General features: G+C 67.3%; 22 protein-coding genes and 1 tRNA gene. 15 read left to right on the top strand and 8 right to left on the bottom strand.

All coding sequences use genetic code 11. From position 1 onward, the window contains the following. The first annotated feature begins 9 nt into the window (after window positions 1–9). The 5 genes from SACXIDRAFT_RS06020 (at window position 10) to SACXIDRAFT_RS06005 (ending at window position 4,356) form a co-directional block, all read left to right on the top strand. On the top strand, window positions 10–2,124 hold the full coding sequence (locus SACXIDRAFT_RS06020) for an ATP-dependent DNA helicase UvrD2 (RefSeq protein ID WP_006237617.1): 2,115 nt from the start codon (window positions 10–12) through the stop codon (window positions 2,122–2,124). 180 nt (window positions 2,125–2,304) lie between these two features. After that, window positions 2,305–2,562, top strand: coding sequence for a hypothetical protein (locus tag SACXIDRAFT_RS06015; RefSeq protein WP_006237616.1), 258 nt, complete (start codon window positions 2,305–2,307; stop codon window positions 2,560–2,562). Between the two features lie 127 nt (window positions 2,563–2,689). Continuing rightward, on the top strand, window positions 2,690–3,100 hold the full coding sequence (locus SACXIDRAFT_RS06010; RefSeq protein WP_006237615.1) for a WhiB family transcriptional regulator: 411 nt from the start codon (window positions 2,690–2,692) through the stop codon (window positions 3,098–3,100). Continuing rightward, entirely contained in the window at window positions 3,097–3,357 is a 261-nt protein-coding gene (locus tag SACXIDRAFT_RS22270; RefSeq protein WP_006237614.1) for a hypothetical protein, read from the top strand. Before SACXIDRAFT_RS06010 ends, SACXIDRAFT_RS22270 begins: the two co-directional genes overlap by 4 nt. Before the next feature lie 123 nt (window positions 3,358–3,480). After that, complete coding sequence (locus SACXIDRAFT_RS06005) at window positions 3,481–4,356, top strand: class I SAM-dependent methyltransferase (protein ID WP_006237612.1); 876 nt, start codon at window positions 3,481–3,483, stop codon at window positions 4,354–4,356. 15 nt (window positions 4,357–4,371) lie between these two features. Here SACXIDRAFT_RS06005 and SACXIDRAFT_RS06000 read toward each other — a convergent pair whose 3' ends face one another. From SACXIDRAFT_RS06000 to SACXIDRAFT_RS22265, 3 genes are all read right to left on the bottom strand, one after another. Continuing rightward, window positions 4,372–5,325 carry a hypothetical protein gene (locus tag SACXIDRAFT_RS06000; protein WP_040922491.1) on the bottom strand — a complete coding sequence of 318 codons (954 nt, stop codon included), beginning with the start codon at window positions 5,323–5,325 and terminating at the stop codon, window positions 4,372–4,374. Window positions 5,326–5,515: 190 nt separating this feature from the next. Continuing rightward, a complete protein-coding gene (locus SACXIDRAFT_RS05995; RefSeq protein ID WP_006237610.1) occupies window positions 5,516–6,862 on the bottom strand; it encodes an ABC1 kinase family protein in 1,347 nt (448 codons plus the stop codon). Window positions 6,863–6,922: 60 nt separating this feature from the next. Beyond that, complete coding sequence (locus SACXIDRAFT_RS22265; protein ID WP_006237609.1) at window positions 6,923–7,969, bottom strand: ThiF family adenylyltransferase; 1,047 nt, start codon at window positions 7,967–7,969, stop codon at window positions 6,923–6,925. A 215-nt stretch (window positions 7,970–8,184) separates the two neighbouring features. Here SACXIDRAFT_RS22265 and SACXIDRAFT_RS05985 point away from each other — a divergent pair, with 215 nt between their 5' ends. After that, window positions 8,185–8,706, top strand: a complete 522-nt coding sequence (locus tag SACXIDRAFT_RS05985; RefSeq protein ID WP_006237608.1) for a M48 metallopeptidase family protein — start codon at window positions 8,185–8,187, stop codon at window positions 8,704–8,706. 13 nt (window positions 8,707–8,719) lie between these two features. On the opposite strand, the gene SACXIDRAFT_RS05980 is transcribed toward SACXIDRAFT_RS05985, so the two are convergent. Beyond that, the gene (locus SACXIDRAFT_RS05980; protein WP_006237607.1) at window positions 8,720–10,111 is read right to left on the bottom strand and encodes a zinc-dependent metalloprotease; all 1,392 of its coding nucleotides are present in this window, start codon (window positions 10,109–10,111) and stop codon (window positions 8,720–8,722) included. A 90-nt stretch (window positions 10,112–10,201) separates the two neighbouring features. Between SACXIDRAFT_RS05980 and SACXIDRAFT_RS05975 the strand changes: the two genes are divergently transcribed. Next, complete coding sequence (locus tag SACXIDRAFT_RS05975) at window positions 10,202–11,344, top strand: YlbL family protein (protein WP_006237606.1); 1,143 nt, start codon at window positions 10,202–10,204, stop codon at window positions 11,342–11,344. 8 nt (window positions 11,345–11,352) lie between these two features. On the opposite strand, the gene SACXIDRAFT_RS05970 is transcribed toward SACXIDRAFT_RS05975, so the two are convergent. After that, window positions 11,353–11,937 (bottom strand): PPA1309 family protein, encoded by a 585-nt coding sequence (locus SACXIDRAFT_RS05970; RefSeq protein WP_006237605.1) that lies wholly within the window; start codon window positions 11,935–11,937, stop codon window positions 11,353–11,355. Between the two features lie 154 nt (window positions 11,938–12,091). Here SACXIDRAFT_RS05970 and SACXIDRAFT_RS05965 point away from each other — a divergent pair, with 154 nt between their 5' ends. The 8 genes from SACXIDRAFT_RS05965 to SACXIDRAFT_RS05930 all read left to right on the top strand — a co-directional run bounded on the left by SACXIDRAFT_RS05965 (window position 12,092) and on the right by SACXIDRAFT_RS05930 (window position 20,300). Continuing rightward, the gene (locus tag SACXIDRAFT_RS05965) at window positions 12,092–15,046 is read left to right on the top strand and encodes a UPF0182 family protein (RefSeq protein WP_006237604.1); all 2,955 of its coding nucleotides are present in this window, start codon (window positions 12,092–12,094) and stop codon (window positions 15,044–15,046) included. A 153-nt stretch (window positions 15,047–15,199) separates the two neighbouring features. Then, a tRNA-Met gene (locus tag SACXIDRAFT_RS05960) sits at window positions 15,200–15,273 on the top strand. Window positions 15,274–15,425: 152 nt separating this feature from the next. Further along, window positions 15,426–15,917, top strand: a complete 492-nt coding sequence (locus SACXIDRAFT_RS05955) for a PadR family transcriptional regulator (protein ID WP_006237603.1) — start codon at window positions 15,426–15,428, stop codon at window positions 15,915–15,917. Window positions 15,918–16,014: 97 nt separating this feature from the next. Next, window positions 16,015–17,121 (top strand): peptide chain release factor 2, encoded by a 1,107-nt coding sequence (gene prfB, locus SACXIDRAFT_RS05950; protein ID WP_006237602.1) that lies wholly within the window; start codon window positions 16,015–16,017, stop codon window positions 17,119–17,121. Window positions 17,122–17,186: 65 nt separating this feature from the next. Further along, entirely contained in the window at window positions 17,187–17,876 is a 690-nt protein-coding gene (gene ftsE, locus SACXIDRAFT_RS05945; RefSeq protein WP_006237601.1) for a cell division ATP-binding protein FtsE, read from the top strand. 57 nt (window positions 17,877–17,933) lie between these two features. Next, the gene (gene ftsX, locus SACXIDRAFT_RS05940) at window positions 17,934–18,833 is read left to right on the top strand and encodes a permease-like cell division protein FtsX (protein WP_006237600.1); all 900 of its coding nucleotides are present in this window, start codon (window positions 17,934–17,936) and stop codon (window positions 18,831–18,833) included. Window positions 18,834–18,873: 40 nt separating this feature from the next. Next, window positions 18,874–19,356, top strand: coding sequence for an SsrA-binding protein SmpB (gene smpB / locus SACXIDRAFT_RS05935; protein ID WP_006237599.1), 483 nt, complete (start codon window positions 18,874–18,876; stop codon window positions 19,354–19,356). Next, a complete protein-coding gene (locus SACXIDRAFT_RS05930; protein WP_006237598.1) occupies window positions 19,353–20,300 on the top strand; it encodes an amidohydrolase family protein in 948 nt (315 codons plus the stop codon). The genes smpB and SACXIDRAFT_RS05930 overlap by 4 nt, the downstream gene beginning before the upstream one ends. Here SACXIDRAFT_RS05930 and SACXIDRAFT_RS05925 read toward each other — a convergent pair. From SACXIDRAFT_RS05925 to SACXIDRAFT_RS05915, 3 genes are all read right to left on the bottom strand, one after another. Beyond that, on the bottom strand, window positions 20,257–21,540 hold the full coding sequence (locus SACXIDRAFT_RS05925) for an acyltransferase family protein (protein WP_006237597.1): 1,284 nt from the start codon (window positions 21,538–21,540) through the stop codon (window positions 20,257–20,259). The genes SACXIDRAFT_RS05930 and SACXIDRAFT_RS05925 overlap by 44 nt on opposite strands. Before the next feature lie 239 nt (window positions 21,541–21,779). Continuing rightward, a complete protein-coding gene (locus SACXIDRAFT_RS05920; RefSeq protein ID WP_006237596.1) occupies window positions 21,780–22,421 on the bottom strand; it encodes a response regulator transcription factor in 642 nt (213 codons plus the stop codon). Between the two features lie 28 nt (window positions 22,422–22,449). Further along, the gene (locus SACXIDRAFT_RS05915) at window positions 22,450–23,601 is read right to left on the bottom strand and encodes a sensor histidine kinase (protein WP_006237595.1); all 1,152 of its coding nucleotides are present in this window, start codon (window positions 23,599–23,601) and stop codon (window positions 22,450–22,452) included. Between the last annotated feature and the right edge of the window lie 11 nt (window positions 23,602–23,612).

Genomic DNA, 23,612 nt, shown 5'->3' with positions numbered 1-23,612 from the left:
GATGCGGGAGTGGCCAGCGCACAACGCTCTTCCCGATTGCGGGACCCACTCGACGGTCTCGATCCGGAACAGCGCGCGGCTGCGAGTGCCCCTCGAGGCCCCGTATGTGTGCTCGCGGGCGCCGGCACCGGAAAGACCCGCACGATCACCCGGCGTATCGCGTACCTCGTGCGGCAGGGGCACGTTGCCGCAGGTCAGGTACTGGCGGTCACCTTCACCGCGCGGGCCGCGGGAGAACTTCGGGCGCGCCTGCGGCAGCTCGGGGTCGATGGAGCCCAGGCACGCACGTTCCACGCCGCCGCGCTTCGCCAGCTGCGGTACTTCTGGCCCCGGGTCGTCGGCGGTGAACACTGGGACTTGATCGACAACAACAAGCTCCGACTGGTCGGGCTCGCTGCCGGCAAACTCGGGATGCCGACCGAGACGGAAGTGCTGCGTGACCTCGCGGGCGAGATCGAATGGGCCAAGGCCTGCCTGGTCGGGCCGGACGACTACCCGTCTGTGGCGCTGGCGCGACGACGCGACATCGGGCACCCTGCCGAGCGGGTCGCGGAGGCCTACCGGACCTACGAGGAGCTCAAGAACGACCGGCGGCTGCTCGACTTCGACGACCTTCTCCTGCACACCACGGCGGCGCTGGAGGAGCACCGGGGGGTGGCGGAGGAGTTCCGCGACCGCTATCGCTGCTTCGTCGTGGACGAGTACCAGGACATCACGCCCGCGCAGCAGCGGTTGCTGCAAGCCTGGCTCGGCGGTCGTGACGACGTCACGGTCGTCGGCGACGTCAACCAGACGATCTACTCTTTCGGTGGTGCTTCTCCGCGCCCGCTGCTCGACTTCACCCGGAAATACCCGGACGCCACGGTGGTCCGGCTCGAGCGCGACTACCGATCGACTCCGCAGGTGGTGGAGCTCGCCAACCGAGTCATCAGCGGAGCACGCGGGCGCCCGGCCGGCGCCCGGCTGCGTCTCGTCGGACAACGGCCCGACGGACCGAGACCGACGTTCGCCGAGTACGACGACGAGCCCACAGAGGCCGCTGCTGTGGCCCGCAAGGTTCGCGACCTCGTCGGTGCCGGAGTACCCGCCGGTGAGATCGCTGTGCTCTTCCGGGTCAACGCACAGTCGGAGACGTACGAGCGCGCGCTGGCCGACGCCGGAGTGCCCTACCAGATCCGAGGCGGTGAACGCTTCTTCGCGCGGCAAGAGGTCCGGCAGGCGATGACGGCGTTGCGCACCGCCGCGGCGGCGCAGACCGGAGCCTCGGCCACCGACCTGCCCACGATGGTGGGGCAAATCCTCTCCCAGCTCGGGTGGAGCCCGAGGCAACCAACCGGCGGCGCTGCTCGCGAGCGTTGGAGTGGCTTGCAGGCACTTCACGAACTCGCACAGGATCTCGAGCCCGAGTTCCGTGCGATCTCCACGGACGAGCGGCCGGCTTTGGCGCGCTACGTCGCCGAGTTGGAGCAGCGCGCAGCGAGCCAGCATCCTCCCGAGGTAGACGGCGTGACGTTGGCTTCTCTCCACGCGGCCAAGGGGCTCGAATGGGACGCGGTCTTCCTTGTCGGCCTCGCGGATGGCACCGTGCCGATCCAGCACGCCACCACGGACGATGCGGTCGAGGAGGAGCGCAGGCTGTTCTACGTCGGTGTGACACGGGCGAGGGAACATCTGGCGCTCAGCTGGTCGCTGTCCCGCACTCCAGGTGGCAGGCCACATCGCAGGCGCAGCCGCTTCCTTCACGGCCTCGTTCCTGAGGAGGACGCCGCACGGAGTGTCCGCCGTCCTGCGCGGCATCGCGCGGGTTCGCGAGCGGTCTGCCGGGTTTGTGGCCGTGCGCTCAACTCCACAGTGGAGGTGAAGCTCGGCCGTTGCGCCGACTGCCCCTCCGATGTGGACGAGGAACTCCTCGAACGGCTCAGGCAGTGGCGCGGGGAAAAGGCCAGAGAGCTTGGCGTCCCCGCCTTCGTCGTGTTCACCGACGCCACACTCGTCGCCATCGCCGAGCAACGTCCTGCCGACGTGCGTGGCCTTGTGTCGATCTCCGGCATCGGTGCGACCAAGGTCGAGCGGTTCGGTGAGGACGTCCTCACGCTCCTCACCGAGGACGTCCCCGGTCGCTGACCAGACGTCGGCGTGAAAGCGCTGGTCAGGGCAACTTCCCGAGAATCTGGGGAACTTTCCGGAAAATAAGTTGCCGCAGGGCCGGTCCGGGCAATAACCTGCAAGCACTGGGTGAATATTGTGCGATCTCGGCCACCGTTGCGTACGGAGAGCCGCGGACAGCGAGAGGAGGTGCCAGTGATGACGCTCAACCAGACGAACGGCATTGTCGGCACTCTGCTGTCCCCGATCGGTCACGTCATCCGTGAGCGCCGACACCTCGTCGTGTCGCGGTACGCGCAGCAGAGCCAGGGGACGGGTGTGCGCGTCGGCGCTGCGCCCGCTTTCTCTGCCGTCGTCGGCGGTGCCGAAGCAATCTGCTCGGCAGCCCTTCGTATGACCGGCGATCTGCCGAAGCAGTTCTGGGTTCCGTTGTGTCCACAGGAGCGCGCCCCCTGACCTGAGTGTCAGTGGAACAGGCTCACAAAGGCCGCGGAACCGTACTCCGGATCCGCGGCCTTTGTGCTGTCTCGGTCTGGAGACCGGCTGAATCAAGTAGCGCACAACAACACAAGGGAGAGAACGAATGCCATCGGCGACCGCCTTCGCGTCGGAGAAGGCGCTGACCGACGACAACGCCGGTACGACTGGCGTGGCCGAGTTGCTCGACTCGGTCACTACGCCGGAAACCGATCTGCCGTGCCGTTCGGGGGAGGCGGACCTGTGGTTCGCCGAAGCTCCGGCGGATCTCGAGCGGGCGAAGTATCTGTGCGGGGACTGTCCGGTGCGGGCATCCTGCCTGGCGGGCGCACTCGCCCGCCGGGAGCCCTGGGGGGTGTGGGGCGGCGAGATCTTCGAGCGAGGCGCGGTTGTGGCGAGGAAGAGGCCGCGAGGACGTCCGCGCAAGCACCCTGTCGTACCCACGGTCTCGCAGGCATCACCGGCAACGCAGGCGGCGCAGGCGGCGCAGCCGGCCGGACAACGGAGTGCGGCATGACCACCACGCTCACCATCGACCATGGAACGTCGCATCGGAGCGAGATCCGCAACAATGCCCGATTTGTCGCATTCACCACACTGTGCAACAAGGAGCCCATCACCATGTTGATGAATGAAGAACTCGCCAGAGAACGAATACGGGATATGCTGCAATCGGCGTCCGCGCAGCGTGAGGCTGGACATTCCAGAAGCGCTCGGCTCTGGACGCGCGTGGCCTATTGGGCGCAACGCCGGGCTCATCGATTCGGTTCGTAAAAGTTCCCAACTTTTCGGCGTCGGGAGCCGAAAAGACCACTGTGTCAGGGGTTCTAAGCAGGGCGGGGGCAGCGATGGACGTCGCTGCCCCCGCCTTTGCGGGTAAGGGGAGGAGATTCCGTCATGTCCGCTGGGGCGCATGACGACATCGATTGGGCCGCAAGGCTCACCGAGCTGCGTCGGCTTGACGCTCTCGAAAGCGATGCTGTGCAGGAGGTGGCCGAGAGACTCGCGGGTGGTCTGCCCCAAGACGCGGTCGTCGTGGACGCGGGCTGCGGAGCGGGAGGGATGAGCGCCGCCTTGGCTTCGGTTCTGAAGGACAACGGTGGCGGTCGGCTCGTGCTCATCGATGCGAGCGAGGAGCTTCTCGTCGCGGCTCAGGAGATGGCTGAGGAGACAGGGGGCGGAGACGTCGCGGTGACCACGGTGGTCGCCGATGTGGCCGTCGATCCGCTGGCCTCGCTGGTGCCGCAGGCCGATCTGGTCTGGGCATCGGCCATGGTGCACCACCTGCCGGACCAGCAGGCTGGTGTCACAGCCCTTGTGCGGTTGCTCGCCCCCGGAGGAAGGCTGGCACTCGCCGAGGGCGGGACGGGGCAATCGTTCCTCCCGTGGGACATCGGTCTGGGACATCCCGGTCTGGAGTCCCGTCTCAACGCGGCTCGCAACGCCTGGTTCGCCGACATGCGCGGGAGGATCGACGGTGCGGTGGCCATGCCTTACGGCTGGACCACAGCGTTGATCCGGGCTGGACTCGTGGAAGCCACATCGTTCAGCTACCTTGTCGAGCATCCTCCTCCCGTGGACGACGCCGTGCGGCGATATGTGGTGGAACGGTTCACCTGGCTCGCCGACGTGGTGAATGACCGGCTGGCCCCGGCGGACAGGGAGACTCTCGCCGAACTGCTCGATCCGGACAGTGCTTACTACGTGGGTGCTCGTGACGACGTGTTCATGCTCTACGCCCGCACCGTGCACACTGCGGTGCGACCTCGCTGAGAGGATCATCGCTGATCAGGCGGCGACGACGCGGGCGTCGGCCAACACGTGGGGACGTGGGCGTCGCGCCGCCTGCCGGAAGGCACCGACAAGCTCCGCGACGACGAGGTCACCGTGGTGCCGGAGCACGGAAGGGTCGGTGCGAACCAGTACGACCCCTGCCGCTGCGAGTGCGAGATGGCTCGGTTCGTCCCGAGTCCCGCCGTGCGGCGAGGTGGTGGGGGCGACCGACCAGGCAAGGCCGACGTCGTCCCACCAGGCATCGACCTGGCCGAGGTGGCGTCTGTCGCGGGTGAACACGGTCGTGTCCCACCGCGGCGGCGGCAGGGGACAACGGCGCGCGAGCTGATGGGCTGCGCTCCGCAGGTCGCACGTGTCGGTTCGGGAGAGCTTGCGTAGTTCGACCCGAACAGCTGCCGAGCCGCGCTGGTTTCCCTCACCGAGTTCCTCACCGAGTTCGTCGAGGGTGCAGAGGCCGTCGCGTACCGCCAGCGCCAGGACACGGCGGATACGGTCGGGCTCCGTCTCGTGACGGGCTGCGTCGATCGTGGCGCGCGCCGGAGGTGCGAACGGCAACCCTTCAATGATGATCGGGACAGGTAATCGTGAGGTGCGCTCGAGGGCCACGAACGCGGGCGGTGTGAGTCGGCGGTGCGTGGAGACGAGCGTGCGCACGGCTGGCGGCGGAGGTAACCCGATGCCGTGAGCGCGCAAGGCGTCAACACCAGTGATCACGCTGTGGCCCAGGTACGCGACAGCGGCCTGCAACAACTGGTGGCGGGTGGGTTCACCTCTTTCGAGCAGGACGACGCCGGTGGCGAGTCGGCGCCATGGTCCACCCGGCCTGCATCGCTTCGTGACCGTGCTGGGATGGACACCGAGGGAGCGCAACTGAGCCACGGAGAGCACCTGCGCCCCGGGATCAGCCTGTCGCGCGGGTGTGCTCGCGGCCGAGAAAACCGAGGCCATCGTGGGTGTGGGATCTGTGATCGCGGCGTGTGCCGCAGCAGCCGTTGTCGTCATGCCGCAAGCCTGCACCGCGCCCCCACCCCGCGACACCGCCTCGCAACCGATGTGGACAACCCACGGCCGCGAACGGTGCCAGTCGGTTCCGGCAGGAACGTCCCTGTGGACAACCCACCGCTGACGGGGATTTCAGTCAGTCGGCGAAGCCGGGCTGCCATCGTTCGACGATCGCCCGCACGGGCAGCTCGGCGTCCAGTTGACACAGGATTCCGATCGCTCCAGCGGTTACCCGATGGATCAGCAACCACTGGGGTGGCAGGTTGAGCGACCGGCCGATGTGAAAATCCTTGTTCCGGGTGTCGCCCATGCGCATCGCCTGCTTCTGCGCCCAGCGCCTCGTGAAATGGAACGTCTCGCCCGTCAGCGGCGCGACGAGCGGCAGGAGCCAGGCGTAGACGTCGTCGGCGTCGAGGCCGACCTCGGGACGCACGAATCCCTCGGCCCGCAGCAGCTCGAACAGATCCTGTGACTTGCCTTCGAGGGCCAGCCGCATCATCACGCCGAGTGCCCGCGGCGCCCCGTCGGGAAGGTTCGCGACGGCGCCGAAGTCGATGACGCACAACCGCCCGTCGTCGAGGAGCATGAAGTTGCCCGGATGCGGATCAGAGTGGAGCAGGTGCGCCCTCGCCGGGGACGAGTAGTGGAACTCGGCGAGCAGACGGCCTGCCGCGTTCCGTTGCTCGACGGTGCCGTCGGCGATAATGCGCGAGTAGGGGGTGCCGGTGACCCACTCCGACACGATCACCTTCGGGGCACTCGCCACGACCTTCGGGACGAAAACGTTGTCATCGCCCGAGAAGGCCCTGGCGAACCGGCGTTGGTTATCGGCCTCCGTGCGGTAATCGAGTTCCTCGTTCATCCTCTCGGCCAGTTCGGCGAGCAGCGGCTTCACCTCCGTGCCGGGCACCAATGCCTGGAAGAGCCTGCTGAACCTCTGCAACTGCCTGAGATCGCTGCGCAGCGCCTCGTCCGCCCCCGGATACTGAACCTTCACCGCGACTTCTCTGCCGTCGTGCCACACGGCCCGATGCACTTGGCCGATGCTCGCCGCAGCAGCGGGCTCGTCGTCGAAGTCGGCGAACCGCTGGGTCCACGACCTGCCGAGTTGTTCGGCCAGCACTCGCCTCGTCTGCCGCGACGGCATCGGCGGTGCTGCCGACTGAAGGCGCGTGAGCGCGTCCCGATAAGGGGCCGCGAATTCCTCGGGGACGGCTGCCTCGAACACGCTGAGGGCCTGTCCGAACTTCATGGCACCGCCCTTGAGCGTGCCGAGGACTTCGAACAGTTGCTCGGCAGCCTTGGCGGACAGCACAGCGTTGACGTCCTCGGCGCTCTGCCCTGTGAGGCGTCGTCCCCACCCTCCGACCGCTCGGCCCGCTATGCCGAGCGGCAAGCTCGCCAGCTTCGCGGTTCGCGCCATCGTCCGCCGAGGAAGGGCAGCGTCCTGCTGATCGCCGAGGGAATCGCGGGAGTCCGTCACGCCAGCGATTCTGCCTTCCAGATCACCGCTCGCGCACTGGTTTCGGCTGTGAAAGGGAAGTCAGTGACCTGCCCTTCGCTGTGGCGCTCCACACTGACAGCGAGGATGCGGTGGCCACTCTCGTCTTGTGACAACGCCCGTGACGCAGTCGAGCTCCAGTGTCGCGTTCCAGGTCGGTGGCGGTTGGGCAGAGGGTGTTCCCAGTGTCACCGAGAGCGCTCGAGCGGCCTGGCCCACCGCCAGCGCCGCGGTACCGTAAACACTTGTGATATCCGCCTCCTGATACCGGCCCGCGAGCTGACCCGCGATGCGAGGCCAACAGGAATCCCTGCCTGCTCTGTGGAGATCGGCACACCTCAGGCAGCTGCTCCGGCCGGGCACCACCAGTGGGCCGACGATGCCGATCCCGTCCCTGACCCGGGCCACCAGATGCGGCACACCCCACGCGACGAGGTCGGTGACCACCTCGGGGGCCGGCACGACGGCATCGGTGAGAATAACCAGCTCGGTGGAAGCAGAACCGGGACGGAGACGGCCGATCCGGACGTCCGGATGGAGCCTCCGCGCGACGTTTGCGAGCGCGGAGGTGCGATCTCTGCCGACATCGTCGTCGTGGAATCCAGACCCGACGTCGGACTTGCCGACGACCCCGTCGGCTGCGAGACAGAGCCGGGCGACACCGGCACCGGCCAGCAGTGCGGTGACGGCCGCCCCCAACCTACCGCCTCCGTGAACTCCGAATGAGCGGCGCGCAGCGGAGTCCGGCGCGATACCGGACGGGCTCACCGGGAGGCCGGAACGGTGTGCGGAGCCCTCGGCGTCCTCAACCAATCCTCGTTGGGCGAGACTCCACAACATGGCTTTGAGGCGATCGGCGTGCTCGCCGCGCACCAGCGAGAGAAGCGTGTCGGTACTTCGTCTCCCGTCGAGACCGCGCAGGACGTCCACCAGAATCGGCGGGAGATCGGTGGCGATGACGGCGTGACGGGCGTCAAGACCGATCTGGATCTCGTTTGTCCGACGTTGTACGACGGGCAGCCCCGCGCGAAGGCGCGGGCGTCTCGGCAGCGGTACGCGGGAGACGATTCCCGACGGCGATCCGGTCATGTGCTCACTGTGACCCCGAGCGGACCATTCCGCACGCGTCGTGAGCGAGTTGTCCACAGGGTGAAGCATCTGTGGACAAGTCAGGGCGATCCGCCCCTGTGATCACCGGGATGTCGGTGCCTGGCCTTACCGTTGTCCCCGTGGCCGATGTACGGGTTCCCTCGCTCAGGAATCGGAGCAGCTCGCAGCGTGATCCCGCTGCGGAACAGGAAAAAGTGGAAGTCCGGAGGAGTCCCCGACGCCGCCGGACGGTCACGGCGTATCGGGACGGCGACACGCTCGTCGTGCTGATCCCCGCCACCATGACGAAGGCTGAGGAGAAACACTGGGTCGTCGAGATGCAGCGCAAGCTGCAACGCACGGAGAGCAGGAGGGCGAATCCCGCTCGAGCCTCCGACGAGGCTCTCCTCCTGCGCTGTACCCAGCTTTCCCGGCGGTACCTGGACGGGACGGCGCAACCCGCGAGTGTCAGATGGGTTCCGCCCATGCGCACACGCTGGGCTTCGTGCACTCCCGCCGATCGCACCATCCGGGTGAGCGAACGACTCAGGGAGGTGCCGTCGTGGGTACTCGACTACGTCCTCGTCCATGAGCTGGCACACCTGAGGGTCGCCGAGCACAATCGCACGTTCTGGAACCTGGTCAACCGGTACCCGAAGACCGAGAGGGCCATCGGGTACCTCGAAGGACTCTCGGCAGCCGAACGCCTGGGCGGTTCACCACTCGAACAGTCTTGATCCCGTCCGCACCTCAGACGTCGCCGGGCTCTCGTCCGGCGACGCCGTTCTCGCCGTCGCCCTCGTCGCGACGTTCCTCTTCCGGGCCCGGCTCGCTCTCGCTCCTGCGGGCTCGCTCTGCGCGTTCGAGCTCCGCGATCGGATCGACACCGTCATCGAGAGCGCCTGTGTCCCCGAGGCGCTCGGCGAAGCCGAGTGGATCGTCGAGGTCGTCGGCCGTCGGCATGAGGTCGGGGTGGGTCCACAGGGTGTCGCGGGCCTGCATGCCGTGCCGGTCGCCGATGAGCTTCCACAGAGCCGACGCGGCGCGCATTCGGCGAGGACGCAGTTCGAGGCCCACGAGCGTGGCGAACGTCTGCTCGGCAGGCCCGCCCGTCGCGCGCCGCCTCCGCAGTGTCTCGCGCAGCGCCTCAGCCCCGGGAAGGCGTTCACCGACGGCGTCGGCCACCACGACGTCAACCCAGCCCTCCACGAGCGCCAGCAGCGTCTCCAGCCTGCCGAGCGCCGCCTTCTGCCCCGGGGTGGTCTGCGGTTCGAGGAGGCCGGAGGACATCACTTCCTCGATGCTGGCCGGGTTGGTCGGATCGACGCGGCCGGCGAGTTGTTCGAGTGCGCTGGTGTCCACGGTGATCCCCGACGCGAACTCCTCGACGGTGGCCAGCAGGCGTTGCCGCAGCCATGGGACGTGGGCGAACAGCCGTTGGTGTGCTGCCTCCCTGGCGGCGAGGTACACGAGAACCTCGCTCTTCGGTCGTTCCAGTCCCTCGGTGAACTTGGCGATGTTCTGGGGCAGCAGGGCCGACGTCGTCTCGGGGCCGAGCGGCAGTCCGACGTCCGTGGAGGTCAGCACCTCGGAGGCGAGCCCCGCCAGTGCGTTGCCGAGCTGCGAGCCGAACGCCATGCCTCCCATCTGTCCCACCATGGAGAGCAGCGGGCCTGCCGCCTGCTTGGCTTCGTCGGGAAGTGCCTGCATCCACGCGCTTGAGACCTGCTTCGCGACAGGGTCACACAGCCGCTGCCAGGTCGGGAGCGTTCTGTCGATCCAGTCCCGAGCTGTCCACGCCGCGGTGGTCGTGGCTCCCGCAGGCAGGATCGTGGCCTCGTCGAGCCAGAGTTCCGCGAGATGAGCCGAGTCTCGGACGGCCGATTCGCTGGACTCCTCCCCCGCCGTGAACCCCATCCGGCCCTCGGAACCGAGCCGCTGAAGGGCGATCTGCTTGGCCAGGTCGTAGTTCACCGGCCCTGACGTACTGCCTGCCTGGCTCAGCATCTGCCCGAGCTGGCTGAGCATCTGCCCAAGCTGCTGGAACGCGTCGGGGCCCGAGCCGGATTGCCCGCCCGACGATTCGTTGTCGCGGCCTTTGTCGGGATCGGGCAGTCCGAAGCCGAACGGTGGGTTGCTCATAACACCACCGTACGCGGCTCGGTGGACGGGCGGAGAACGGACTGTGACGCCCACGGCGAACGCGCCACGTGCGATCCGTAGGCTGGTCACGTGAGTGACTCCCCGGACAAGGCGGCACCCACCGAGGATTCCGCAGGGCGTCCTGTCGGCACACTCAGTGACCACGACGGGGCGAAGCCGTACCTCGTGCGCGACCGGCGCCGGTTGAGCAGACGCGGCTGGACCATGGTGGTCAGCGGTCTCCTCATGCTCACATTCGCCGTCCTCGGCGCTTTCGTGCGCGTGCCGTACGTGGCGCTCGGGCCGGGGCCGACCTTCGACACGCTCGGCGCGGTGGACGGCACCGAGGTCATCAAGGTCGAGGGCGAGCGAACGTATCCCACCGGTGGTGAGCTGCGCATGACCACGGTGTCCCTCAACGACAACATCACGATGTTCGGCGCGCTGGGAATGTGGCTCAGCGGACGTTACGCACTCGCCCCGAGGGAGGAGTACTTCCGTCCTGGTCAGTCGGAGGAGGAAGTACGCAAGGAGAACCTGAGGCAGTTCCAGGACTCGCAGAGCAACGCCGAGGTCGCGGCTCTGCGCGAGCTCGGCCACCCGGTGGTTCCGGTGGTCGATCAGGTCGTCGGCGACAGCCCCGCCGCGGACGTCCTCGAACCCGGCGACCGGATCGTCAAGGTGGACGGCAAGGAGGTCGCCGACTCCGAAGCGGTCCGTGAGGTACTCGGCGGTACTCGTCCAGGGCAGACGGTGTCCGTGACGTTCATGCGGGGCGAGGAGCCGGAGCGCACCGAGTCGGTGACCTTGGCACGGCATCCCAACGGCTCGTACGGATTCCTCGGCATCCAGCCTGCCGACAGCGCCGAGGTGCCCTTCACGGTGGACATCGCGCTGGAGGATGTCGGTGGCCCCTCGGCAGGGTTGATGTTCGCGCTGGCCATCGTGGACGAGCTGACTCCCGGTCAGTTGACGGGAGGTGAGCACGTCGCGGGCACGGGGACGATCGACTCGAAGGGCAATGTGGGAGAGATCGGCGGCATCACGTTCAAGCTCGTCGCGGCCCACGAAGCCGGTGCCACGGCGTTTCTGGTTCCGGAGGGCAACTGCGACGAGGCGGTGGCGGGCGCGCCGGAGGGGCTCCGGCTGGTCAAGGTGGCCACGTTGGACGACGCCGTTGACGCACTGGAGCTCCTGTCACAGGGACGCCCGGCGCCGTCCTGCGGTACCTGAGGCCGGTCTCAAGGTTGGAGGGTCGCTCGCAGTGCCTCGATCAGGTTCGGTGCGAGGTCAGGGCTCTCGACGATCTCGTCGGGAACCTCGGGGGCGTTGCTGCCGGGAACACCGCCGCGCAGACGCATGACACAGGAGGCCGAGCCATCGCGGAGGACGGCGGCGACCAGGCGGGCCTCGGTGCGGCGTGGATGGTCGGCCGCGGCCTGCCGGATACGCTCGAGGTCTTGCTCGGTGACCTCGCCCTCGGCGGTGGCTTCGGCCAGGGCGGGGAGTTCCGACTCTGCGTCGGGCGGCAGCACGATGATCTCCTGGGCGAGCGCGCACCCGTGAACGGCGTCGGGCCACGCGATTCGACCGAGAGCCTGGCCGAGGTCGCCATCGGGTAGTTCGTCCTGCGCGACCGGGGTGAACTCGCTTTCCTGGTCCAACTGGCCTGCGAGCTCGGGCTGCTGGCGGAGGATGTCCGCCGTCGGCACCAGCGCGAACAGTTGTGGCCTCTGGTCCCAGCCGCCGCTCGCGACGAACTCCTCGACCTCGCGGGCCAGCGCGGCTACCCTTCCGGAACCTGCCCGGTTCTCGCTCTCCGTCATGACGCCATCCTGGCAGGTGACGGGAACGGCCCGCGCGGCGCCCGATTTGGGTGTCTTCGGGAACTCGGGTCGCGATCCGTACAGTTAGGTAACCAGGGACGCCCGCAGGTCGGCGCCCTGACAACGACAGCCTTGACCACGGGGAGTGTGCGTAGTGGCCACCCGGCCCCCAGCCAGTCTGCCGAAACTTTCTCGGCGTGCCCGCGTGCTGCTGATCATCGCGGCCGTCATCGTTCTTCTGCTCCTACTCGGCGCCCGTCTGCTGGACACTTATGTGGACTGGCTCTGGTACGGCGAGGTCGGCGCCCGCAGCGTCTTCACGACGATGCTGTTGACCAGGGTGGCGCTGTTCTTCGCCACGGGCCTGCTCGTGGGCGGGCTGCTCGCTCTGAGCCTGTGGCTCGCGTACCGCAACCGACCCGTGTTCGTTCCCGTGTCGAGCGCGGAGGACCCGCTCGCGCGGTACCGCACGCTGATCGCGGCAAGGACCAAGCTCTTCGGCATCGGTATCCCGGTCGTCGCGGGCCTCATCGCGGGCGCGAGCGGGCAGGGCAACTGGCAGGTCGTCCAGCTGTGGCTGAACGGCACCGACTTCGGCAGAACCGACCCGGTGTTCGACAAGGACGCCAGCTTCTTCACCTTCGACCTGCCGTTCTACGGCTGGTTGCTCGGGTGGGTCTTCGTCGCGCTGGTCATTTCGTTCTTCGGTGCGCTGGTGACCCACTACCTGTTCGGCGGTGTGCGGCTCGCGGGCAGGGGCGGCCAGGTCTCAGGGCCTGCGCGGGTGCATCTGCTCGTGATGATCGGCGTGTTCGTGCTCTTCAAGGCGCTCGAGTACTTCCTCGACCGGTACGAGCTGCTGCTGTCTGGGCGCAACGACCTTTTCACGGGGGCCGCCTACACCGATCTGAACGCGGCCATGCCTGCCAAGCTGATCCTGCTGTGCATCTCGGTGCTCTGCGCCATCGCGTTCTTCGTCGGGGCGTTCCTCAAGAACATCCAGCTCCCCGCGATCGCGTTGGTGCTGTTGCTGCTCTCCGGTTTGATCCTGGGCGTTGCGTGGCCTGCCGTGCTGGAGCAGTTCTCCGTGCGGCCGAACGCCAACGAGAAGGAAGCCCAGTCGATCGAGCACAACATGGCGGCCACCAAGTACGCCTATCAGCTGGACCCCGGACACGTTGACATGCGTGAGGACTACACGGGCAACAGCAACGCGACTCCTGAGGAGATCAGGGCGGACTCGGGCACGATCCCGAACATCCGGCTGCTCGATCCCAACGTGCTGAGCTCCACCTTCACCCAGCGGGTCGGCCGCGAGAACTTCTACGGCTTCCCCAAGAAGCTCGACGTGGACCGCTACACGGTTGACGGGGAGCGGCAGGCGTACATCGTCGCGGCGAAGGAGATCAACACCAGCGGTCTCGCCGAGAATCAGCAGACCTGGATCAACCGGCATCTGGTGTACACGCACGGAAACGGGTTCGTCGCGGCGCCTGCCAACACGATCGACCGCGCGCTGGAGGACGCCAACAGCGACGGCGGTTACCCGCTGGCGAGGACGAGCGACACGCAGAACCCCACAGGGGCGGGCATCGAGGTCACCGAGCCACGGATCTACTACGGCGAACTGGCCACCGACTACGCGATCGTGGGCGGTACGAAGGGACAGGCGCCCGGCGAGTACGACACGGCGACCGACCGGAGCTACCTGTACGAAGGCAAGGGCGGCGTCCCGATCGACAACCTGTTCAACCGGTTGGTCTTCGCGGCGCAGTACGGGGAACGCAACATCCTGTTCTCCGACCAGATCAGTGACGGCGCCAAAATCATGTATCACCGCGATCCGCGTGAGCGGGTCGAGAAGATCGCGCCGTGGCTCACCGTTGACGGCGACCCCTACCCCGCCGTGGTCGAGGGACGCATCAAGTGGATCGTTGACGGCTACACCACGCTCAACAACTTCCCGTACGCGCAGCGGACGTCTCTCGGCGGAGCGACACAGGACTCGCTCACCGGGGTTGCACGGCAGCAGGACAACCGGATCAACTACATCCGCAACTCGGTCAAGGCCACCGTCGATGCGTACGACGGCACCGTGACCCTGTACGAGATGGACAAGAAAGACCCGGTTCTGAAGACGTGGATGAAGACGTTCCCCGGGTTGGTGAAGCCGAACAAGGAGATCACTCCGGAGCTGCGGGAGCACTTCCGCTACCCCGAGGACATGTTCAAGGTGCAGCGTGAGCTGCTGACGAAGTACCACGTGAAGAACGCACAGGAGTTCTACTCGACGCAGACGTTCTGGAACGTGCCGCAGGATCCGACCGAGGAAGGCGGCCTTGATCCGAACTCCGACACGGCCAACCAGCCGCCTTACTACATCTACGCGCAGGCGCCGGGCCAGAAGGAACCCACGTTCCAGATCACGAGCGCGTTGACGCCGCTGGCTCGGCAATATCTGGCGGCGTGGGTGACGGTGTCGTCCGAACCGGACGATTACGGCAAGATGACGGTGCTCAAGCTGCCCACCGGTGGCGGCCAGCAGTTGGAAGGTCCGGTTCAGGTCCAGAACGCCTTCCAGAGCAACCCGAAGTTCACCCAGGACCGGACATTGCTCGGCAACCAGAGCGTGGACATCATCTACGGCAACCTGCTCACGTTGCCCGTCGCGGGCGGGTTCCTCTACGTGGAACCGGTGTACATCCAGCAACGCAACGCCCAGAGCTACCCACAGCTCGCGAGGGTGCTGGTGTCGTTCGGCGGCCGTATCGGCGTCGCGTCCACACTCAACGAGGCACTGGACGAGGTGTTCGGTGAAGGGACGGGAGAGGCCGCGACCGGTCCGGCCGACGACGGCAGCTCAGGCGGTGACACGGGCGATCAGCAGCAACCACCGCAGAACCCCGGGGGCGACGACCAGGCGAGCCCGCCCGCGAACGGCGACCAGAACGAGGCCGAGATCGCGCAGGCCGTTGACGACATCCAGACCGCCTTGCGGAAGTTGAAGGACGCTCAGAAGTCCGGTGACTTCGAGGCACAGGGCAAGGCGCTGCAGGAACTCGACGCGGCCGCCCAGCGATACGAGGAGCTCACAGGGTCGGGCAACTGACGATCATGTGATCTACGGGACACCCGCTTTGCGCCGAGGCGCTACCTTGGCGTAAGGTGGGTGTCACCGAAGAGGTGAGAGCCACGGCCGACACACTCCCGGACCCCCTCGAAAGAGGGGAAAACGGATGTGCTAGAGTGGAAATCACAACGACGCGGGGTGGAGCAGCTCGGTAGCTCGCTGGGCTCATAACCCAGAGGTCGCAGGTTCGAATCCTGTCCCCGCTACGAAACGAAGAAGGCCCGGATCGCAATGATCCGGGCCTTCTTCGTGTATGCGGTCCAGTGCGCAGGGTGAACCAGCCGTTCCATTGTGGACGAAAGCTTGACCACTGTGGACAGATCTCGATTTTCGTGGCACCGTAGAGGACGTGTCCGATTTGAACGCAACTGCCGCAGCATTGCTTGGTTTGCTCCACGACGGTCCGGCTACCGGTGGCGAACTCGTCGCGGCGGCTGAGGAACGATTCGGCACGTTCTTCAGCGTCACGAGGAGCCAGGTCTACCGGGAGCTTCCCGCGCTGCACAAGGAAGGTTATGTGCGGCTCGGCAAGCAGGGGCCACGCTCGAGCCAGCAGTACGTCCTCACAGCAGGGGGGAAGAAGGCCTTCAAGGCCTGGCTGACGAGTGCGTCCTCGCCCGACCACCTGCGGAGCCCGCTCATCCTCAGGGTCGTCAACTCCGGTGTGCTGACGCCGAAGCAGCGCGCGGGGCTCTTCGATGCCGCGAGGGAGACCTACAAGGCCGAACTCGACGAGGCCAAGGCTGCCGTGAAGGCCGCGACCGACCCGGTGGAGAAGGCGGTCGCGGAGTTCGGTCAAGCGCATGCGAGGGCCGCGTTGAAGTTGCTGGACACCGTGTCGTCGGCCTGAGGGCCGGCGGCGGCGGACAGAGCCGGAAGCGCGGGGACGGCGAGTCGGAGCGACCGCGAGGGAAGCGGTCGCTCGATTTGCCGTAACCTTGTGTTTTGTGAGTGCCGACTTCGAAGCTGCGTTGAAGGACCTTGGCGGCAAGCTGGCCCAGATCGAGGCCGTGATGGATCTGGATTCGCTCCGCAAGGAGGTCGCCGAGCTGGAGGAGGAAGCCGCCCGCCCGGACCTCTGGAACGATCCGGAGACCGCGCAGAAGGTGACCAGCCAGCTCTCCCACAAGCAGGCGTCGCTGCGGAAGGTCACCGAGCTGCGCCAGCGGGTGGACGACCTCACCGTCCTCCACGAGCTGGCGGAGGCCGAGGGTGACGCGGCGAGCCGATCCGAGGTGGAAACGGAGTTCGCGGGACTCTCCCGCGACATCGACGCCCTCGAGGTCCGCACACTGCTCTCCGGCGAGTACGACGAGCGCAACGCCGTCGTGACGATCCGGTCGGAGGCAGGCGGTGTTGACGCGGCCGACTGGGCGGAGATGCTGCTGCGGATGTATTTGCGGTGGGCCGAGCGACACGATTACCCGACCCAGGTTTATGACATCTCGTACGCAGAGGAGGCAGGCATCAGGTCGGCCACCTTCAAGGTCAGCGGGCCGTACCTCTACGGGACTCTCTCGGTCGAGCAGGGCACCCACCGCCTCGTCCGTATCTCCCCGTTCGACAACCAGAGCAGGCGGCAGACCTCGTTCGCGCATGTCGAGGTGCTTCCCGAGGTCGAGGAGGTGGACCACGTGGAGGTGCCGGAGAAGGACATCCGGGTCGATGTCTACCGTTCGTCGGGGCCTGGTGGGCAGAGCGTGAACACGACCGACTCGGCCGTCCGCATCACCCACCTGCCCACGGGCATCGTGGTGTCGTGCCAGAACGAGAAGTCGCAGTTGCAGAACAAGGCATCGGCGATGAAGGTGCTCCAGGCCAAGTTGCTCCAGCGAAAGAAGGAAGAGGAGCGCAAGGAGCTCGACGCGCTCCGCGACAGCGGTTCGAGCTGGGGCAACCAGATGCGTTCCTACGTGTTGCACCCGTATCAGCTGGTGAAGGATCTTCGCACCGAACACGAGGTGGGCAACCCGTCGGCGGTGCTCGACGGTGAGCTGGACGGCTTCCTTGAGGCCGGCATCCGGTGGCGCAAGCAGCAGGCCGAGGTCGCGTAGGGCGGGTTGTGCGGAGCCGGTGGTCAACCGAGGCTTAACCGGCTTCGACTGTAGGATGGCCGACCGTGATCCGGCTTGAGAGTGTCTCCAAGGTCTACAAGACCTCCCAGCGTCCCGCGCTCGCGGATGTCTCGGTGGACGTGGACAAAGGCGAGTTCGTCTTCCTCATCGGTCCGTCGGGGTCGGGGAAGTCAACCTTCCTGCGGCTGCTGCTGCGGGAGGAGGTGCCCAGCCATGGCCGAGTGATCGTGTCGAACGTGGACGTGGCCAAACTGCCCCGGCGCAGGGTGCCGAGGCTGCGACAGACCATCGGCTGCGTGTTCCAGGACTTCCGTCTGCTGACCAACAAGACCGTGGCGGAAAACGTCGCGTTCGCCCTCGAAGTGATCGGCAAGCCGAAGAAGACCATCGACAGGGTCGTCCCCGAGGTCCTGGAACTGGTCGGTCTCGACGGCAAGGCGGACCGGATGCCGAAGGAGCTGTCCGGTGGTGAGCAGCAGCGGGTCGCGATCGCACGCGCGTTCGTGAACCGTCCGCTTGTCCTGCTGGCGGACGAGCCGACAGGAAACCTGGACCCCGACACGAGCCAGGACATCATGCTCTTGTTGGAGCGCATCAACCGCACCGGAACGACGGTGCTGATGGCCACCCACGACCACTCCATCGTTGACTCGATGCGCCGCAGGGTCGTCGAGCTGGATCACGGTCGCGTGGTCCGCGACGACCGGCGCGGCGTGTACGGCGTCGGTCGCTGACACCCGGGCTCCCCGCACCATCCCCACGTCCCCCCGACCCAAGGAAACCCCCTACCGATGCGTGCCAGCTTCGTCTTCAGCGAGGTCTTCACCGGTCTTCGCCGGAACGTCACGATGACCATCGCGATGATCCTCACCACGGCCATCTCGCTCGGGATGTTCGGTGGTGGTCTGCTGTTCGTCCGCACGATCGACAAGATGAAGGCGAACTACCTCGACGACGTCCAGGTGACCGTCTATCTGAACGACGAGATCAGTTCGAACGACCCCACCTGCTCCTCGAGCACGTGCACCTCGCTGCGGCAGTCGCTCGAGACGAACCCCGCCGTCGAGTCGGTGGTGTACGAGAACCGGGACCAGGCGTACAAGCGGTTCCAGGAGATCTTCGCGGGGCAGCCTGAGCTCGTCGAACTCGCCCGTCCCGAGTCCCTGCCGTCATCCTTGCAGGTCAAGCTGGTCAACCCTGAGCGCAGTGAGGTGCTTGTTCAGGAGTACTCGGCCACGGAGGGCGTCTACCAGATCGATGACCAGAACAAGTTCCTCGAACGGTTCTTCGGCATCCTCAACGCGGGGCGGAACGGGACGTTCATCGTCGCGTTGATCGCCGCTCTCGCCGCGGTGCTGCTGATCGCCAACACCATTCAGGTCTCTGCCTTCACCCGGCGTACCGAGGTGGGCATCATGCGTCTCGTCGGCGCCACCCGGTGGTACACGCAGCTGCCGTTCCTGCTGGAGGCGGTGGTCGCCGGGGTGGCTGGCGCGGTCCTCGGCACGGGTGGGCTGGTCGCGCTGAATTACCTGGTGCTCGACTCGATCATCGGGGCGACGGGCTCGGTAATCCCCAAGATCGAGTTGGTTGACATCCTCTTCCCCGTCGCGCCCATCCTGCTGGGCACGTCGGTGCTGATCTCGGCCGTGACCGGATACGCGACGCTGCGCCTCTACGTGCGGCACTAATTCGGTCGGGCAGGACGGCAGGGAGAGCTACAGTCGAGTTATGGCGAAGGAAGTCGGTCAGAAGGTGATCGCGTCGAACCGGCGTGCCCGGCACGACTACACGATCATCGACACCTATGAGGCCGGGGTGGCGCTCGTCGGCACCGAGGTGAAGAGCCTGCGCGCGGGCAAGGCGTCGCTGGCCGACTCGTTCGCCACCGTGGACGACGGCGAGGTGTTCCTGCGGGGCCTGCACATCCCCGAGTACTCGCACGGCACGTGGACCAACCACGAGCCGAGGCGGACGCGCAAGCTCCTGCTGCACCGCAAGGAGATCGAGAAGCTGATCGGCAAGACGAAGGAGTCGGGCCTCAGCCTCGTTCCCCTTTCCCTCTACTTCAAAGAGGGCAAGGTCAAGGTCGAGCTGGCGCTGGCGAAGGGCCGCAAGGCGCACGACAAGCGGCAGGCGATCGCCAAGCGCGATGCGCAGCGCGAGATGGCGCGTGCGATCGGCAGGGCCGCCAAGGGCAAGTACCGCCGTTGAGGCCCGATCGGGACGGCCCCGGGCCGAGGTCGGACACGGATGTGGCCGACTGGGTGCGGGGCCTCGGGCTCGACGGGATTGTGGACATCCACGTGCATTTTCTGCCGGAGCGGGTGTTGCGCAAGGTGTGGGCGTACTTCGACGACGCCGAGCGCAACTACGGCATGAGGTGGCCGGTCCGGTACCGCGTGCCGCAGCACGAGCGGATCGCGACGCTCCGCTCGCTGGGAGTGCGAACATTCGCTCCGCTCGTCTACCCGCACAAGCCGGACATGGCGGACTGGCTCAACACCTGGGTTCGCGAGTTCGCCGCCGAGGTGCCCGAAGCCGTTCCCACGGCGACGCTGTACGCCGAGCCGACGGTGTCGGGCTACGTGGCAGAGGCGCTGGCCGCCGGGGTGCGGTGTTTCAAAGCCCACGTGCAGGTGGGCGGCTACGACCCAGCCGACGCGATCCTCGACGGCGCCTGGGGGCTGATCGCGGATGCGGCCGTGCCGGTGGTCGTGCACTGCGGGCACGGGCCGTTGCGCGGTGAGCACACCGGCATCGGGGTCTTCGAGCAGGTGCTGCGGCGGCATCCCGGGCTGGTGACGGTTCTCGCGCACGCGGGTATGCCGGAGTACGACGCCGCGCTGGCGCTGGTGCGGCGGTACCCGAATGTCTACCTCGACACCACGATGGTCGGTGTTCCGTTCACGGAGGAGTTCATGCCGGTGCCCAGTGACTGGCCGAGCAGGCTCGCCGAGCTCGCCGATCGCGTGGTGCTGGGCACGGACTTCCCGAACATCCCTTACTCCTACGCCACCCAGCTGCGCGCGGTGGCTGGGTGGGCGGAGTCGGATCCGCGGCTCGGCCGGTCTTTCCTGCGCGCGGTACTGCACGACACGCCGTCGCGGTTGCTCAGGCAGGCACCGGCGTCCGGTTCCGTGTCCCGTTCCGGATAGGGACGCGGATGAGTGCGTAGGCGACGACGATCAGGGCGATCCACGGCCACGGAGCCGAGGAGAAACCCGTCGCGGCGAGCGTGAGGGTCCCCGTCGCGGCGAGCAGCGCGGCGACGCAGAGCAGGGGCATGGGAGCGGGGGCGCAGCGCGGCACCCGGGTCTCGAAGCGGCCGAAGACGCGGAGTAGCACCGCGAGGAGCGCGCCTGCCGAGAGCAGCCAGCCCGGAACGGTGGCGAGCCAGGTGATCGTGCCGGGCACCGGTGTCGCGTAGTCGAGCCAGAGCACCGTCAGGGCGGCGAGCCCGATGAGCGCAGGCATGTGCCATAGGTACACGGTCATGAAGCGGGGGCCGACCCAGCCGAGGACCGCCGCGACCGAGGGGAGGTTGGCCCACGCTGTAAGGAGGTCGCGGGCGGCGAGCGCGAGCCCGATCTGCCCGACGGCGAGTGACACCAGGACGGCGGCGGGAGGGCTCATGTTGGACATCGGGGCACCGGGCATGCCGATCATGCTGGCCACGTAAGGGCCTGCCGACACGAGCAGCGCGGTGACACCGAAACCCGTCGCGGACATGATCAGCGCGGCGCGCCGGGACAGTGCGCGGAGAGTGCCGTCGGAGTAGAAGAATCCGAGCTGGTGGATCGCGAGCCAGACGAAGACCGCGTTGGCGTACCCGACGTACGGCACTCCGTCGAAGCGGGCGATGTCCACCAGCGCGGCCATACTCGCGAGCGCTGCCGGAACGGCCCAGCGCCAGCGACGGTGAGCCGCCGCGAGCAACGGCGTGGCGAGCACGGTGATGAGGTAGACGCCGAGGAACCACAGAAGCTGCGCCGCGATGGAACCAGCCAGCGCCACCGGTTGTTCCGGCACGCCGAACAGACGCAGGGCTGGCGGAACGACCGCCCACACGGCCAGCAGCGGCAACACGGGAAACAGGAGCCTGCCGAGCCTGGTTGCCAACCACGGTGCCGCCGCACCGCCGCGGGAGAGCGAAAGATGATTGGCGGCCCCTCCCGTGAAGAACACGAGGGGCATGACCTGAGAAAGCCAGGTGACGGCCCACCAGCCGGGCGTGGTGAGCGCGTTGCCCGCGGTGAGGGTGCCGTCGGCGTAGCCGAGCACCGGCATGGTCCAGTGTTGAACGACGACGGCCGCGATGGCCAGCGCGCGCACGACGTCGAGGAAGCGGTCTCGGGACGGCGCGACTGTCACCGGCCTTGGAGGACTCAAAGTCATGATCCGAGCCTGGTCCACGAGGGAGCGGAAAACAGCGGTGCGAGCCGGTGTCTTCGAGGTGGGGCTGGCCCTACCCCGGCGAGGCACCACAGTGGACGGTCCGATGCCCGCGGGTCTGCGTGGCCCGCGCGTGCGGGCACGGCGAAGCCGACCGCGCGAAGAACCTCGGTTCACGGGAGTTTTTCCGGTCCTTTCCGTGACCAAATCGCCCGCGCGACGCGGGCGGGAATCAGATCGGTTCAGCGGCCGAGGTAGGTGAGAACTGCGCGGACCCGGCGGTGTTCTGTGTCGCTCGCTTCGAGACCGAGCTTGGCGAAGATGTTGCCGATGTGTTTCTCCACGGCGCCGTGAGACACCACGAGGCGTGCCGCGATGGCGCTGTTCGTGAGGCCCTGAGCCATGAGGCCGAGCACCTCCGTCTCCCTCGGGGTGAGTGTTTCGAGCGGGCTGCGGCGTCCCCGTGCCATGAGCTGAGTGATCACTTCCGGATCGATCGCGGTGCCTCCCGCTGCCACCCTGCGGATGGCGTCGAGGAATTCGGCCACGTCGGCGACCCGCTCCTTGAGCAGGTAACCAACGCCGCCCGCTCCGCCGGACAGCAGTTCCACCGCGTACGTCTCCTCGACGTACTGGGACAACACGAGTACCGGTAGTCCAGGCAGCAGGCGCCGGGCCCGTAATGCGGCCCGCAACCCCTCGTCGGTGAACGTCGGTGGCATGCGCACGTCCGCGATGGCGAGGTCGGGGCGGTGCCGCTGGACCGCTTCCACGAGGTCGTCGCCGTTGTCCACAGCGGCCACCGTTTCGACCCCGTCGTCGGCCAGCAGCCGCTGGACCCCTACCCGCAGCAGGACGGCGTCCTCCGCGATGACCACGCGCATGTGTGTGCTCCAAGGTGTGCGCGTCAGCTCACCAGGTGCACGGAAGGATCGCGCGGACCACGGTGGGGCCCCCGGGTGGGCTGACGACGGTGACTGTGCCGTCTATGGTCGCAGCCCGGTCGGCCAGCCCTGCGAGGCCACCGTTCGGTCGCAGACCGGCGCCTCCCTTACCGTCGTCGGTCACCTCCACGACGACGGTGTCGCCGTCGCGCCACACCTTCACGGACGCCCTGTCCGCTTCGGCGTGTTTGGCGGTGTTGGTCAGCGATTCCCCCACGATGAAGTAGGCCGTCGTCTCGACGGCCGCCGGAGGGCGGGGCTCCACGTCCACCGACACATCGACGGGAATGGGCGACTTGGCGGCCTGCGCGGACAGCGCGGCGTCCAGACCCCGGTCCGCCAGCACGGCGGGGTAGATGCCCCTCGCGAGGTCACGCAGCTCCGACACGGCAAGTTTCGCGTCGGAATGCGCCTCGTCGATCAGCGCTCGAAGCGCGTCGGTGTCGGGTTGCGCGCCGACGCCGACCTTGGCCTTCGCCCTGCCCAGGGTCATGGCCACGGACACGAGCCGCTGTTGCGCGCCGTCGTGGAGATCCCGCTCGATGCGCCGTCGTTCCGCCTCGGCGGCGTCCACTCCCCGCGCTCGGGACGCCTGGAGGCGTTGCGCCCTGGCTTCGGCCCTGCGTGCCTTCGGCGGCCCGAGCAGGGTGATGGCGAGCTGTGCGTGCAGCCACCCGAGTGAGGGGACGACCCAGACCGCCACCGGGACCAGCAGGATGGCGACGAGACCGAGAGCGAATTCGAGGATTCCGACGGGGAAGACAAGCATCAGGTACGCGAGGTCGCGCCACGTCGTCGGATCGGTCGCCTGCGCGAGCCAGCGGCGTCCCCACCCGCCTTCACTCCGCGCGCGCTCCGCGTCGGGGACGTCCACGCAGAGCGTCTTCCGTAGCCAGACCCGTTCCAGGTCGCCGAAGGCGTGAACCAGCCAGATCGTCACGGCCAGTATCGGGATGCCGATCCAGATGATCACGGTGGCGGCGCCGATGAGCCCGCCGCAGACGAGGAGGACGAACTGCAGGATCCGCAGCGGGAAGCTCACGACCATGAACAGGATCGTCCGCCACGCTGCGGGGCGCTCCGGGAAGCGTGGCGAACCCGCTGAGGCGTCCTTGGGCATGACCCCATTCT

Origin of the sequence: Saccharomonospora xinjiangensis XJ-54 (assembly GCF_000258175.1) — a bacterium.
GTDB lineage: Bacteria > Actinomycetota > Actinomycetes > Mycobacteriales > Pseudonocardiaceae > Saccharomonospora > Saccharomonospora xinjiangensis.
This window is presented reverse-complemented; position numbering and strand designations above follow the sequence as displayed.

Coding starts and splice junctions, on each gene's coding strand:
- SACXIDRAFT_RS06015 (WP_006237616.1), top strand. CDS start 2,305: ATGACGCTCAACCAGACGAACGGCATTGTCGGCACTCTGCTGTCCCCG.
- SACXIDRAFT_RS06010 (WP_006237615.1), top strand. CDS start 2,690: ATGCCATCGGCGACCGCCTTCGCGTCGGAGAAGGCGCTGACCGACGAC.
- SACXIDRAFT_RS22270 (WP_006237614.1), top strand. CDS start 3,097: ATGACCACCACGCTCACCATCGACCATGGAACGTCGCATCGGAGCGAG.
- SACXIDRAFT_RS06005 (WP_006237612.1), top strand. CDS start 3,481: ATGTCCGCTGGGGCGCATGACGACATCGATTGGGCCGCAAGGCTCACC.
- SACXIDRAFT_RS06000 (WP_040922491.1), bottom strand. CDS start 5,325: ATGGCCTCGGTTTTCTCGGCCGCGAGCACACCCGCGCGACAGGCTGAT.
- SACXIDRAFT_RS22265 (WP_006237609.1), bottom strand. CDS start 7,969: ATGACCGGATCGCCGTCGGGAATCGTCTCCCGCGTACCGCTGCCGAGA.
- SACXIDRAFT_RS05980 (WP_006237607.1), bottom strand. CDS start 10,111: ATGAGCAACCCACCGTTCGGCTTCGGACTGCCCGATCCCGACAAAGGC.
- SACXIDRAFT_RS05970 (WP_006237605.1), bottom strand. CDS start 11,937: ATGACGGAGAGCGAGAACCGGGCAGGTTCCGGAAGGGTAGCCGCGCTG.
- ftsX (WP_006237600.1), top strand. CDS start 17,934: ATGCGTGCCAGCTTCGTCTTCAGCGAGGTCTTCACCGGTCTTCGCCGG.
- smpB (WP_006237599.1), top strand. CDS start 18,874: ATGGCGAAGGAAGTCGGTCAGAAGGTGATCGCGTCGAACCGGCGTGCC.
- SACXIDRAFT_RS05925 (WP_006237597.1), bottom strand. CDS start 21,540: ATGACTTTGAGTCCTCCAAGGCCGGTGACAGTCGCGCCGTCCCGAGAC.
- SACXIDRAFT_RS05920 (WP_006237596.1), bottom strand. CDS start 22,421: ATGCGCGTGGTCATCGCGGAGGACGCCGTCCTGCTGCGGGTAGGGGTC.
- SACXIDRAFT_RS05915 (WP_006237595.1), bottom strand. CDS start 23,601: ATGCCCAAGGACGCCTCAGCGGGTTCGCCACGCTTCCCGGAGCGCCCC.